Raw genomic sequence first — 13,779 nt, forward strand, 5'->3', positions numbered from 1 at the left:
GGCCGGCCGCTGCGATCGGCCGCCCCAACCGGCTTCGCCGGCCCGCGGCGGAACCGGCATAAAGCGCTCGAATAAAGCGCTCGACGAGCGCATCGATCGTCACGCGCACCTTCTGCGCAAGCGCGCGCGAATGCGGCCACAGCACGTTGATCGCCATGTCGTCGACCGCGCGGCCGGTCAGCACGGTCTCGAGCCGGCCTGCGCGCAGTTCGCCGGCCGTGAGCCATGTCGACACCGTGCGCACCGTGCGAGCGGCGGAACGTCCCGCCCGCCGCCCGCCGCTGGCGTTACGCGTCCTGCAACACGCGCTCGACCGCCGCGACCGCCGCGTGCGCGCCGCCGTACAGGCTCGCGCCGTGCAGCACGTAGCCGCGCTCGCCGACCGTCAGCAGCAGTTGCGGCACGCCCGACGCGCCGAGCTGCCGCATCGTCCGCTGCGTGTCGGCGATGCGCTCGGCCGTCGAGCCCGCAAGCGCCGCGTCGCTGTCGATGCGGCGTGCGAGCGCGTCGGCGTCGACCGTCGCGCCCGCCTTCGCCGCGACGTCCGCCGCGACGCGCGCCAGTACGTCCGCACGCGCGGTATCGAGGCCGTCGACGTAACGCGCGAGCTGAATCGCCTCGAGAAGCGGCCGCTCGAGCCGCGCGTCGACGCCGCGCAGCGCGGTCAGCGCGCGGTTCGCCGGCCCCGAATCGAAGCGCACGCCGCCGCGCAGCAGCACCTGCTCGCGATACGCGTGCGTGAAACGCTGCCCCGTCATCTGCTCGATGCGCTGATCGTTACGCCACGCGTACTCGCCCCATTCGGGCGTCAGATCGCGCGCGCCCTCGTCGGCGAAGAGCCCCGACGGCATCAGCTCGAGCACGCCCGGATAGGCGTCGTCGAGCCCGGCGAGCGCCGGCGCGCTCGCATAGCACCAGCCGCAGAGCGGATCGAAAAAATATTGGAGTCGGAAGCTGTTCATCGTGTGCAAACTCGTTCGTGAAGAAAGTGGAGCGAGTCTATTCGATATCCGATCGATCAAATACAATGCAGCAATCGACAATTTGTTGCATCAATTGAGCGAATATGGATCGAATCACCGCGATGCGAGTGTTCGTCGAGACGGCCGAGCGCGGCAGCGTGTCGGCGGCCGCGCAGCATCTGGACATGTCGCGCGCGATGGCGTCGCGCTACGTCGCGTTCATGGAGCAATGGACGGGCGCGCGCCTGCTGCACCGGACCACCCGCCGCCTGACGCTCACGGCGGCCGGCGCGCAGATGCTGCCGCTCTGCCGCGACATGCTCGGACTCGCCGATCACGTCGCGACGGTCGTCGCCGAGCCCGGCGACGCGCCGCGCGGCGCATTGCGGATCACCGCGAGCGCGATCTTCGCGCAGACGCACGTGACCGACGCCGTCCTCGACTATCTGGCCCGCTACCCGGCCGTATCGGTCGATCTGCTCGTCACGGACCGCACCGCCGATCTCGTCGACGAACGCATCGATCTCGCTATCCGCATCACGAACGAAGTCGATCCGAACTTGATCGCTCGCCGGCTCGGCACGTGCCGCTCGGCGCTGTGCGCGTCGCCCGGCTATCTGGCCGCGCACGGCGCGCCGAAGCGGCCGCACGACCTCGCGCGGCACAACTGCCTCACGTATGCGTATTTCGGGCAGAGCCTGTGGCACCTGGCGCGCGACGGCGAAGCCGCGACCGTGCCGGTGCAAGGCAATCTGAGCGCGAACGACGCGCTCGTGCTGCTGCGCGCGGCGATCGCGGGCGGCGGCATCGCGCTGCTGCCGACGTTCGCGGCGGCGGAGCCGATCCGCGCGGGCGCGCTCGCGCGCGTGTTGCCCGACTACGCGGCGCCCGATCTCGGCATTTACGCGGTCTATGCGTCGCGCAAGCAGATGCCGCTCGCGATGCGCACGATGATCGACTTTCTCGCCGAGCGATTCGGCGACACGCCCGCCTGGGACGCGTAGGCGCGCCGAGCCGCGTTCGGCGACGAAACAAAGAACCCAGCGTGATTGGAATTGCAGCGCACGCAAGCGCCCGGACGGACGCCAAGTATGCGAACCGGGGCAAAGCGAACCGGGGTAAAGCGGGACGAATCGGGGCAAAGCGGGGGCAAACTGAACCGAACCGTAGCAAAGCCAAGCGAGACGGCGGCGAAACAACAGCTCGACGACAGCTCGACGACAGCGAAGCGGCAACGAATCGGCGGCGAATCGGCGGCGAATCGCCAAGAATAACGGCGACGGCACGCGCATTGCCGCCGCGCGCGCCGTCGCCGTCGCCGTCGTGAGAAGCGGGAGGCGCGTCCGCCCGCGCGGGCCGCCGCGGGCGGCGGATGCGCCGCGCCCCCGTTCGCGTTATTTGTTGTTCGCGAGCGCGCCCGAGCTGTTTGCGCCGCCGAACAACTGCGTCAGATAGTTGTTGTTCTGCTGCATCCGCGCCATCAGCGCGTCGAGCGCGGTGAACTGCGCCTTGAACTGCGCTGTGAGCTGCGCGGAAAAGGTCTCGAGCCGCGCCTGCCGCTGCGCAATGCTCTTCATGTCGAGGTCGATCGCGTTCGAGCGGATGTCGAACGAGCCGTCCTTGCGCAAGTGCGTGTCGAGCGCCTTCGTGATCTGCGCGCCGATGCCGTTCGTCTTGTTGAACAACGCCTCGACCGCTTGCGGATCTTTCTCCAGCGCCGCGTTCAGCTTGTTCTTGTCGACGATCAGCGAGCCTTCCGGCTGCTTGTCGCCGGGCCGCGCGAACGTGATGCCGAGCGCCGCGAGCGACGCGCGCTTGTTGTCGCCGTGCGGCACGCCGCCGCCGACGATGTGCGCGAGCGAATTGCGAATGCCGTTCAGCATCGAATCGCCGATCAGCGGGCCGCCCTGCTGCCCGGGTTTCGCGGTCTTGTCGAACGACGTGAGCTGCGACATCGTGCCGACCATCGAGTTGTACAGGTCGACGAAGTTCGTCACCGTGCGCGCCTGCCCCTCGATGTCGCGGGTGATCGACAGCGTCTGCGGCGCGCCGATCGCCTCCTCGGTCACGTTGATCGTCACGCCGGCCATCACGCCCTTGACCGCGTTGTCCGCGCTGCGCGCGGTGATCACGCCGCCCACCGTGACGATCGCGTCCTGCGCGAAGTCGCTCTGCTTCCACGCGCCGCTCGGCGACGCGATCTCCGACTTGCCGCCCTTGTCGTCGGCCGTCGACTTGACCTCGAGGCCCGACAGGCCGGCGTCGTCCTTCACGTTCGAGACGCTCACGTCTATCACGTTCGCGCTGCCCGGCGCCGTCGAGCGCAGCACGAGATGCGCTCCGTCGGTGCCCGTCACGACCGTCGCGGTCACGCCGGGGTTGTTCTTCGCCGAATTGATCGCGGCCGCGATGCCGGCCGGGGTGTTGTTCGTGGCGTCGATGCCGACCGACGTCGAGCGGTCGCCGATCTTGAGCGTGAGCGTGCCGGAGCCGAGCTGCTGCTTCGGATCGAAGCCGCCCGACACGAGCGTCTGCGAGCGCGCGACCTGCTTGACCTCGACCTGATACGTGCCGGCGACGGCGCCCTTGTCCGTCGTCGCGGTGAGCCCCTTGCCGCTCGCCTTCGACGCGAATTTCTGCGCGAGCGTGCCGTCGGACAGCGGCTCGACGCCCGTCTGCAGGTTGCTGAGCGCGAGCTTCAGCGCGCCGAGCGCGGAGATCTGCGTGTTGTTCCACGTCACCTGGTTCTTGATCTCCGCCGCCTGGCCCGCCGTCTTCGCGTTGACGAGCACCGAAACGAGCCCGTTCACGTCCAGCGCGGACTTGCCCGTGGTGCCGTTGATCAGCGACTGCGCGGCGTCCTGCAACTGCGACCACGGATCGCTTTGCGTCGCCGCGAGAAGAGAGCCGGTCCCCGTTTGGGTGATCGCCATCGAATTTCCCCCGTTTATGTGATTGGTTTATTTCATGATCATTCGTAATATGAAAGCATATCGCAATTATTGGAACCTGTTTGTGAAGATTGTTGTAAGCGTTGATCCGACCGGAACGAAGGCCGGGGGCTGCGGCGCGCGAATTCGCTGATTCGCTGATTCGCTGATTCGCTGATTCGCTGATTCGCTGCCGCGCGCGTGCGGTGTGGACGGTGTGGACGGTGTGTGCAGTGCGCGCGGCGGCCGAAGGCGCACGGCGACAGCGGCGGCGGGCGCGGCGCATCCGGGGCGCACGCCCCGGCCGGGCCGCGCGCCGAAACGCGGCCCGGCCGCTAGACGTCCCGCGCGCTCGCGAGCACCGCGTGCAGCAGCACGTTCGCGCCCGCCTCCGCCCATTCCGGTGTGATCGCCTCCGCCTCGTTGTGGCTCAGGCCGTCGACGCACGGCACGAAAATCATTCCGGTCGGCGCGACGCGCGCGAGATGGCATGCGTCGTGCCCCGCACCCGACACGATGTCCGCGTGCGGCAGGCCGAGCGCGGCCGCCGCGTCGCGCACCGCCGCCACGCACGCGGGCGCGAACGGCACCGGCGCGTAATCGGCGATCTGCTCGATCCGCGCGGCGAGGCCCGACGATTCGGCGATACGCTCGAGTTCCTCGCGCAGCGCGGCGTCCATGTCGGCGAGCGTCGCGGCGTCCGGGTGCCGGCATTCGATCGTGAAGAAGCACGCCCCCGGCACCGTGTTGCGCGAATTCGGGCGCGCTTCGATCATTCCGACCGTCGCGCGGCCGTGCGGCGCGTGACGGCGGCCGAGCGAATCGACGAAACCGATCATCCGCGCGGCGCCGACGAGCGCGTCGCGGCGCAGCGCCATCGGCGTCGTGCCCGCGTGCGCGTCGACGCCCGTGAGCGTCGCCTCGTACCAGCGTTGCCCCTGCCCCGCCGTCACCACGCCGATCGTATGGCCGCCGCGCTCGAGAATCGCGCCCTGCTCGATGTGCAGTTCGTACGCCGCGTGCACCGGCGCGCCGCCGACGGGCGCGTCGCCCGCGTAGCCGATCCGCGCGAGCGCGTCGCCGAGCGTCACGCCGGCCGCGTCCGCGCGCGACAGCCCGAAATCGAGCGAATAGACGCCGGCGAACACGCCGGAGGCGATCATCGGCGGCGCGAAGCGCGAGCCTTCCTCGTTGGTCCACACGACGACGTCAATCGGCCGCCGGGTCTCGACGCCCGCGTCGTTCAGCGCGCGCACGACCTCGAGGCCGCCCAGCACGCCGTAAATGCCGTCGTAGCGGCCGCCCGTCGGCTGCGTGTCGGCGTGCGAGCCCGTCAGCACGGGCGCAGCAAGCGGATCGCGGCCCGCGCGGCGCGCGAAGAGGTTGCCGATCCGGTCGACCCGAACCGTGCAGCCCGCGTCGCGCGCCCATTCGACGAACAGGTCGCGCGCGCGACGATCTTCGTCCGTCAGCGCGAGCCGGCACACGCCGCCTTTCGGCGTCGCGCCGATTTCCGCCATCCGTTCGAGCGACGCCCACAGGCGCGCGCCGTCGACGCGCAGCGCCGCATCGCATCCCTTGTCGCATCCCTTGTCGCATGCCTTTTCGCGCGCCTTGTCGCGTGCTTCATCACGTGCCTCACCGCGTCGCATCGCTCGCCTCCGGCTTCGCTTGCGCGCCGGCGAGCGGCGACGCGGCGGCGTCCCGATCGGACGCGGACAGCGACGAAGGCCCCGGTGGCGCGTCGCCGGGCGGCCGGGATTCCGTCCGGGATTCCGCCAAAGGGGCTGGCGAAGGGTCCGGCCGCACCGCCGACTCGTGCACAGGCGTCCGCGCTTCGCGCCCGTCGCCGGAAACGTCGCCCGGCGCCGCCGTTGCGTTTCGCGCCACGCCACTCGCTTCACGCGCCGCCTCGATTTCGCCTGTCTCTCGCGCCTCTCCCGCCTCTCCCGCCTCTCCCGCCCCTCCCGCCCCTCCCGCCCCTCCCGCCTCTCGCGCCTCTCGCGCCTCTCGCGCCTCGCCCGCCTCTCGCGCCTCGCCGGCCTTTCCCGTCTCGCCGCGCGCCGGCTCCGTCATCCGATACCGAAAATCGCAATGCGTGCCGCCCTGCATCAGCGTGCGCGTGCGCGTCAGCTCGATGCGCGGATCGTAGCCCTCGATGAACACGCTGTCGCGCGCGCAGCTCAGCAGATGTCCGATCTCGCCCAGCCCCATCTCGCGATACATCTGCGCATAGGCGCAGCGGCGCACGTCGTAGTCGTAATGCGCGTCGTCCGCGCGGCGCACGTCGACATCGAGCGCGTCGTCCTTCTCCCACAGCACCTGCAGCGCGACGAACGACGCGATGCTCGTGCCGCCCTGCTCCTTCGCGGCGAACGAGCGCCCCGCGTCGAGCGCCGCGCCTCGCACCGCCTCCGCGATCACCGCCTGCGCGCGCTCGATGCCGAATTCGCGCTTCATGATCTCGTAGATCGGCTTGATGATCTGCGCTTCGATGCGCCGCCGCGCGAGGATGCCGAGCGGCTCGTCGTCCGCCGCGCCGCCTGCGACCGGATGAATGGGGATGATCGTCATCAGCATGTCTCCTGGTTCGATGTTATTTCGATGCTGTCGATGCTGTCGATGCGGTCGATACGGTCGATACGGTCGATGCTGTCGATGAGGCAGATACGGCAGATGCAGTCGATGTGGCCGATACAACCGACGCATTCGGCAGGCTCGCCGTCTTCGACGCCATGCCGGCCGAGCCGGCCGCGGCGCCGGCGCCGCCGAGCACGTCGACCGCGGTCCATTTGCCGCCGCCCGCGCGGTAGATCGTGAACGCCGGGTCCCGCAGATTGCCTTCGGCGTCGAATGCGATCGCGCCCGTCACGCCTTGCCGCCGCAGCACGTGCAGCACCGCCGGCAGACGCGCCGCGTCCGTCGAGTTCGCGCGCTCCGCAGCGGCGATCAGCGTCGCGGCCGCGTCGTACGCGAACGGCGCGTGCAGCTCGATCGGCGCGTGATAGCGCGCGCGATAGCGGGCGTCGAACGCCGCGCCGCCCGGCATCCGCGCAAGCGGCAGGCCCGGCTCGAGCGCGGTCACGCCGTCGCCGTCCGGCCCCGCGAGCGACAGGAACGTCTGCGTGACGAAACCACCCGCGCCGACGAGCGTCGCGCTCAGCTTCAACTGGCGCATCCGCCGCGCGAGCGGCGCAGCCTGCGCGTCCAGGCCGCCGAAGAACACGACGTCCGCGCGCTTGGCCTTGACGGCCGTCAGCACCGCGCTGAAATCGGTCGTCTTGTCGTTCACGTACTGGCGATCGACAATCGCGCCGCCGCTCGCCTCGACGCCCTTCGCGAACTGATCCGCGAGCCCCGCGCCGAACGCGGTGCGATCGTCGATCACCGCGATCCGCTTCGCGCGCAACGTCTTCACGACGTACGCGCCCGCGTATGCGCCGCTCGCGTCGTCGTGGCCCACGATCCGGAACGCGGTCGGATAGCCCTGCCGCGTGTACTGGCGGCCGGTCGACGCGGGCGCGATCTGCGCGATGCCGGCGTCTCGATAGATTCGCGACGCCGGCACGCTGCAGCCCGTGTTCCAGTGCCCGACGACGCCGATCACGCGCCGCTCGACGAGCTGCTGCGCGACCGTCACGGCGGTGCGCGGGTCGGACTGGTCGTCGACCGCGACGAGCTTGTAGACGACCGGCCTGCCGCCCACCGTCGGATGGCGGCTGTTCGCGTCGTCGAGCGCGAGCTGCGCGCCGTTCTGCAGATCCTTGCCGATTCGCGCGGAGGGGCCCGTCAGCGGCGCGGCGAGCCCGATCAGCACGGTTTGCGGCACGGATTGGGCGGGCTGCGCGGGTGGGTTGGCCTGGACAGGCGCCGCCGCTTGCGCGGCGGACGCGGAGAGCATGGCGGCGGCCGACAGCGCGGCGCCGAGCGACAACATGACAGGGAATTTCATCGAAGAGCGGGACCTGAGGATCGAAGGGGAATAAAAACGCGCGCCAAACATGAAAAATATTAAATATTCGTCTTCAATGGCCGCAAATATTCAATTGTTCGATACTTATGCCGATACCGCGCGCACTTGATAACGCATTGTATTCAAGTCAACTTTTTTCATTTCCGCAACGAAATATGATTCGATAAAATTCGATTCATGAAAAATATCGAACGATTGATCAACGATCCGCCGCTGCGCGCCGTGCGCGCGTTCGAAGCGTTCGCGCGCGTCGGCTCGGTCACGGCCGCCGCGGCCGAGCTCGACATCACGCCGTCCGCGGTCAGCCATCAGCTTCAGTTGCTGGAGTCCTTCGTGCAGACGCCGCTCACGGTCCGCGAAGGCCGCACGCTCGCGCTCACCGACGAGGGACGCGACTACTATCGGTCGATCAGCGCGGCGTTCTCGGTGCTGCGCAGCGCGACCGGGTTCGTTCGCGACCGTTCGTCGCTGCGGCAGATCACGATCAGCCTGATTCCGCTGTTCGGGATCGGCTGGTTCATCCCGCGCCTGCACGCGTTCCTCGCGGACAATCAGGACCTCGACGTCACCGTGCTGTACGCGCACCACCGCAACTACCTGAGCGACGCGTCGGATCTGTCGATCCGCTTCGGCGTCGGCGACTGGCGCGGCTACCGCTGCGAGCGGCTGCTGTCGGGCGCGGTCGCGCCCGTGTGCAGCCCCGCGTTCGCGCGCCGCCACGGGCCGTTCCGGCGGCCGGCCGATCTCGCCTTCGCGCCGCTCGTGCACGACGAGGATCGCAATGCGTGGGTCAACTGGTTTCAGGGCGCGGGCGTGAAACACGTCACGCACGCGGTCGGCCCGCTTTTCGAGGACGGCCAACTGACGCTCGCCGCGACGCGCGCGGGGCTCGGCGCGGCGCTCCTGCGCACGCCGCTGATCGAGCGGGAACTGCTGAACGGCGAACTCGTCAAGCTGTTCGACCACACGCTCGACGACGGACGCGACTACTACCTGTGCACCCGCGCGGACGCGGACCTGCCTGACGGCGCGCAGCGGCTCGCCGACTGGCTGCGGCGGTCGATGGGCGCGCGCGGGGCGACGTGCGCGGGAAAGACGACGCGAGCCGCGACGCGCGAATGACTTGAATGACTTGAATGACTCACGTGGCTCAAACGGCGCGATCGGCGCGATCGGCGGCCGCGTCACGGCCAACGCCGGCGTCGCCGAAAACGACGGATGCAACCGGGCCAGCGGGCCGGCTCGCCGGCCGGTCCGGCCGCCGGGCGAGCGGGCCGAGCCTTCCAATTCGCAAGACAGCCGAGCCGCGCGGCGGTTTTCTTTCCGTCGATTACCGCTTGCTCGATCCGTCATCGGCCGTAGCAACTCATTACATGTGAAACGGCGCGCGTTCGTATGATGGCCGTCAGCGGTCGCGCGGCGGCGTGCGGCGCGACCGCTCCGCCACACGCTCATTCGCTCGGGAAAAGGACCGAAACATGAAGAGCCTGCTGATGTCGGCGCTCGTCGCCGCCGTTGCCCTCGCCGCGCTCGTGCCGTCGGCCGAAGCGCATCCGCATCGCGCGTGCCGCTTCGATCACCACCACCATCGCGTGTGCCACTGGGTGCGTTGATCGCCGCCGTCGGGCCGGCCGACGCACGACGTCGCCCGCCGGCCCCAAATGGACACGGTGATGCCGCGCCGCGCGCGCGGCTCCGCCATCCGGCCGGTCAGATCAACCGCCACCACCGCGGCAGCAGCCGGCGCACCTCGCCGCGCTGGAACCGGTCGTCGATCAGATGCACGACGCCCTCGTCGCGCTCGGTGCGGATCACCCGCCCCGCCGCCTGCACGACTTTGCGCAGCCCCGGAAACAGATAGATGTAGTCGTAGCCGCAGCCGAAGCGCGCGTCCATCGCGCGACGCATCTCCTCGTTGACGTCGTTGACCTGCGGCAGGCCGAGTGTCGCGACGAACGCGCCGATCAGCCGGTCGCCCGCGAGATCGATTCCCTCCGAAAACGCGCCGCCCAGCACCGCGAAGCCGATGCCCCGCCCGTTCGGCTCGAAGCGCGCGAGGAACGCGTCGCGTGCGGCCTCGTCCATGCCGGGCGCCTGCTCCCAGACGGGCAGCGCCGGATGGCGCTCGCGCAGCCGCGCGACGACCTGCTGCAGATACTCGAAGCTGCTCAGGAACCCGAGATAGTTGCCCGGGCGCGCCGCGTACTGCGCGGCGATCAGCTCGACGATCGGCTCGAGCGAGCGCTCGCGGTCGCGCCAGCGCGTCGACACGTGCGACGCGACCTTCACCGTCAACTGCTCGGCGCGAAACGGCCCCTCGACATCGAGCAAGCCCGTGTCGCCCGGCAGCCCGAGCGTGTCGCGATAAAAATCGAACGGGCTCAGCGTGCCCGAGAACATCACGGTCGCGCACGCGGCGTCGTGGCGCGGCGCGAGGAAATCGGCCGGGATCACGTTGCGCACGCACAGGATCGATGCCTTTGCGCCGCGACGCGGCGCGCTCGCGCGCACGCGCGTCGCGTCGAAGATCGAATGCGTGTCGAACTGCTCGGCGAGCGCGACGAAGTGAATCGCGTCGAAGCAAAAGCGCAGCACCGCGTCGTCGAACACGAGCGGGGATTGCGCGGCGAGCTCGGAAAACCGGCCGACCAGATTCTGCGCGGCCGACAGCACGCGCGGCGGCACGCCTGCGTGCACCGCATACGCGGCCGCCTGTTCGCGATTGAGCGCGTTCCATTCGCGGTTCAGGCGCTCGAGCGCCTTCGCGATCGGCGCGGGCGCGAGCTTGCGGACTGCGGCGATCTCGCGCTGGTCGAGCGCCGCGCTGTACATGCCGCGCGCGCGGTCGAGCAGGTTGTGCGCCTCGTCGACGAGCACGCCGACGCGCCACTGGTTCTGCTGCGCGAGCGCGTGCAGCAGCGCGCTGCCGTCGTAGTAGTAGTTGTAGTCGCCGACGACGACGTCGCTCCACCGCGCGAGCTCCTGCGCGAGATAGTACGGGCAGACGTCGTGCGCGAGCGCGGCCGTGCGCACGGCCGCCCGATCGAGCCGGCCGTGTTCGAGCGCGGCGGCGCGCGCGGCCGCGAGCCGATCGTAGAAGCCGCGCGCGAGCGGACACGATTCGCCGTGGCACGCGGCGTCCGGATGCTCGCACGCCTTGTCGCGCGCGACGAGCTCGAGCACGCGCAGCGGCAGCGCGCCGCCCGCCGTCGCGCGCAGCGTGTCGGCCGCATCCAGCGCGAGCGCGCGGCCGGGCGTCTTCGCGGTCAGGAAGAAGAGCCGGTCCAGGTGCGCCTCCCCGCATGCCTTGAGTAGCGGAAACAGCGTGCCGAGCGTCTTGCCGATGCCGGTCGGCGCCTGCGCGAGCAGCGCGCGGCCGTCGCGCGCGGCGCGATACGCGGCGACCGCGAGCTCGCGCTGCCCGCTGCGAAACCGCGCGTGCGGAAACGCGAGCGCGCGCAGCGCCGCATTGCGCGCCGTGAGATGCGCGTCCTCGCGCGCCGCCCACTCGACGAAGCGCTCGCACTGCTCGACGAAGCACGCCTTCAGCGTCGCGGCCGTGTGCGCTTCGGTCAGCACCGTCTCGCGCAGCGTGCCGACGTCGAAGTAGACGAGCGCGACCGTCAGCTGCGCGAGCCCGCGCGATTCGCACAGCAGATGCCCGTACACGCGCGCCTGCGCCCAATGCAGCGCGCGCTGGTTCGCGGGCATCCTGTCGAGATCGCCGCGATGCGTCTTGATCTCCTCGACGCGGTTCAGCGCCGGATCGTAGCCGTCCGCGCGGCCGCGCACCGTGAGGCCGCGATGCTCGCCCGCGAGCGCGATCTCCTTCTCGTAGCCGGCGCCGCGCCGCGATGCGACCGTCACGTGCCCGGCGATTCCTTCGAGCGCGCTCGGCGCGGGCGTGAAGCGAAGATCGAGATCACCTTCGCGCGCGGTGAACTCGCACATCGCGCGCACCGCGACGACGTAGCTCACGTGAGCGCCTCCTCGCCTTTCCGCGCCGGCGCGGCGTCCGCCCAGCGCACGTCGAGCACGCGCACCGGCATCCGGTGCCGCACGCAGTAGTCGAGCCAGCGAATCTGGTTGTCCTGCAGCCGGTCGCCCGGCCCTTTCACTTCGATCAGCTCGTAGCGCCGCTCGCCGGGCCAGAAGCGCACGAGATCGGGCAGCCCCGAGCGATTGCCGCGCACGTCGTCGAGCAGCCGCTCGAACCACAGCCGCAGGTGCTCGGCGGGCAGGCATGCGAGCGCGTGCTCGAGCAGCGCGTCGTCGAGCGCGCCCCAGAACACGAACGGCGACTGCACGCCCATCTTCTGCGCGTAGTGCCGGCGGATCGTGTCGCGGTATTGCGCGCCGTCGAGTTGCGCGAGGCATGCGTCGAACTGCGCGGCGCGGCGCGCGCGGAAGTCGGGCGCATGCAGATCGGCCGGCCCGCGCTGAAACGGATGGAAGAACGCGCCCGGCACCGCGGCGAACACGGGCTCCCAGCACAGGAGCCCGAACAGCGAGTTGATCAGCGCGTTCTCGACGTAGAAGACGGGTGCGTCCGCGCGGCTCAGATGATCGCGCGCGACATATTCGACCGGATACGGCGCGCCCGGAGGCGCGAGTTCGATGCAGTCGCGCGGAATCGCCGGCGCGATCGTCGCGCGCGCGGCCGGCAGGCCGACGCGCCGCCGCAGCCGCGGCAGCATCCGCGCGATCTGCTGCGCCTGCGCGTCGTTTTCGGGCGTGCGCATTGCTTCGTCGGCGAGCGCGAGCGCCGCGTCGAAACGCCCGCAGCGTTCGAGCACGCGCACGCGACGCTGCCGGCTGCCGGGCCATGCGCTCGAAGCATAGGCGGCGAGCGCGCCGTCCCAATCCGCGCGGCGCTCGCACGCCTGGCCGATCGCGAACGTCAGCTTCGCGCGCCGCATCGCGAGCCATGCGTTCCCGCAGTCGATCCCGGCCGCAACCGCGACGAGGGGTGCGAGCGGCGCGTCGCCGGGCCACAGATCGAGCTGCTCGCGGCACGCGTGCAGTTGCAGATACGCGTCGACATCGTCGCGCCGCTGAAACGCGCGCGACGACGGCTCGAACGCGACCGTCTCGTACTGAAGCAGCCCGAGATCGGCAAGCACGAACTCCGACCAGTCCTGATGCAGGTTGCCGAAGAACATGAGCCGCAGCCGGTCGCAGAGCGCGCCGACCGTCACGCGCAGCACGCGATCGTCGATCGACGGCAGCCATTGCGCCCACGGGCGCGCGCCTTCGTGGCTCGCGCGCAGCGCGTCGAGCCAGTCGGCCTTGCGGATCGCGCCGCCCGCCGATGCGCCGGGGAATGCGCCGCGCAGCTCGGGCTTCGTCGCGAGCGCGAACAGTTCGTCGAGCGCGAGCGGCGGCTCCGGATCGATCCAGCCGAGCTCCGCGAGCGGCGCCGCGGCCGCGCGCGGACAGCCGATCTCGTCATAAACGAGCTTGCTCGCGCGAAAGACCGGCCCCTTGCGCATCAGCATGCGCACGAGCAGCGCGCGCGACGCCCGCGGCAGCGCGCCGAACGCGGCGACGAACGCGCGCTCGTCGGCGTCGAGCACGTCGTCGTAGCGCTCGACGAGCCACGCGAGCGCGCGCTCGAAGTTCGACAGGTAATAGAACGCGGGAGGAGACGACGAATCGGGCGGCACGGGCTTCGGCGATGACGGACGGCCGGTGGCGCTCGCCCGATTACGGGGACGGAAAGGCCATGACCGAACAAGGGATTCGCAGATGATAGCGCACGGCCGGCCCGCCGCGCGTGCGCGCAGTGCGTCGCGCTCACGCACACGCGATGCGCTCGCCCTCCTGGCTCGACGAAGCCCGCCAGCGACGCGGCGCAGCTCGGCGCAACGAGCAACGACACGCGGCTACGCGACGCGCGCCGCGGGCGCGCCCG

10 protein-coding genes are annotated in these 13,779 nt (G+C 70.3%); 3 read left to right on the forward strand and 7 right to left on the reverse strand.

Going from position 1 to position 13,779, the window contains the following annotated elements; translation table 11 throughout:
• Positions 1–287: 287 nt before the first annotated feature.
• Positions 288–971, reverse strand: coding sequence for a DsbA family protein (locus WS91_RS15325; protein WP_156432374.1), 684 nt, complete (start codon positions 969–971; stop codon positions 288–290).
• A 95-nt stretch (positions 972–1,066) separates the two neighbouring features.
• On the opposite strand from WS91_RS15325, the gene WS91_RS15330 reads away from it, so the two are divergent.
• Positions 1,067–1,966: a LysR family transcriptional regulator gene (locus tag WS91_RS15330; RefSeq protein ID WP_038744026.1), complete on the forward strand. Its 900-nt coding sequence runs from the start codon at positions 1,067–1,069 to the stop codon at positions 1,964–1,966.
• A gap of 390 nt (positions 1,967–2,356) precedes the next feature.
• On the opposite strand, the gene fliD is transcribed toward WS91_RS15330, so the two are convergent.
• From fliD to WS91_RS36855, 4 genes are all read right to left on the reverse strand, one after another.
• Positions 2,357–3,895 (reverse strand): flagellar filament capping protein FliD, encoded by a 1,539-nt coding sequence (fliD, locus tag WS91_RS15335; protein WP_059581691.1) that lies wholly within the window; start codon positions 3,893–3,895, stop codon positions 2,357–2,359.
• A gap of 332 nt (positions 3,896–4,227) precedes the next feature.
• Positions 4,228–5,412, reverse strand: coding sequence for a Zn-dependent hydrolase (locus WS91_RS15340; RefSeq protein ID WP_231752034.1), 1,185 nt, complete (start codon positions 5,410–5,412; stop codon positions 4,228–4,230).
• 118 nt (positions 5,413–5,530) lie between these two features.
• Entirely contained in the window at positions 5,531–6,466 is a 936-nt protein-coding gene (locus WS91_RS15345) for an L-2-amino-thiazoline-4-carboxylic acid hydrolase (protein WP_082758211.1), read from the reverse strand.
• Between the two features lie 22 nt (positions 6,467–6,488).
• On the reverse strand, positions 6,489–7,844 hold the full coding sequence (locus tag WS91_RS36855; RefSeq protein WP_082758207.1) for a branched-chain amino acid ABC transporter substrate-binding protein: 1,356 nt from the start codon (positions 7,842–7,844) through the stop codon (positions 6,489–6,491).
• A gap of 198 nt (positions 7,845–8,042) precedes the next feature.
• Between WS91_RS36855 and WS91_RS15350 the strand changes: the two genes are divergently transcribed.
• Entirely contained in the window at positions 8,043–8,987 is a 945-nt protein-coding gene (locus tag WS91_RS15350) for a LysR substrate-binding domain-containing protein (protein WP_059670544.1), read from the forward strand.
• 356 nt (positions 8,988–9,343) lie between these two features.
• Positions 9,344–9,478, forward strand: a complete 135-nt coding sequence (locus WS91_RS37365; RefSeq protein WP_231752032.1) for an HHHH-motif protein — start codon at positions 9,344–9,346, stop codon at positions 9,476–9,478.
• Between the two features lie 97 nt (positions 9,479–9,575).
• Here the strand turns inward: WS91_RS37365 and WS91_RS15355 are convergent, their stop codons facing one another.
• Entirely contained in the window at positions 9,576–11,843 is a 2,268-nt protein-coding gene (locus WS91_RS15355) for an ATP-dependent DNA helicase (RefSeq protein WP_059670545.1), read from the reverse strand.
• Entirely contained in the window at positions 11,840–13,531 is a 1,692-nt protein-coding gene (locus WS91_RS15360; protein WP_059670546.1) for a VRR-NUC domain-containing protein, read from the reverse strand. Before WS91_RS15360 ends, WS91_RS15355 begins: the two co-directional genes overlap by 4 nt.
• Positions 13,532–13,779 lie beyond the last annotated feature (248 nt).

The organism is Burkholderia sp. MSMB1498 (assembly GCF_001526245.1).
Taxonomy (GTDB): Bacteria; Pseudomonadota; Gammaproteobacteria; order Burkholderiales; family Burkholderiaceae; genus Burkholderia; species Burkholderia savannae.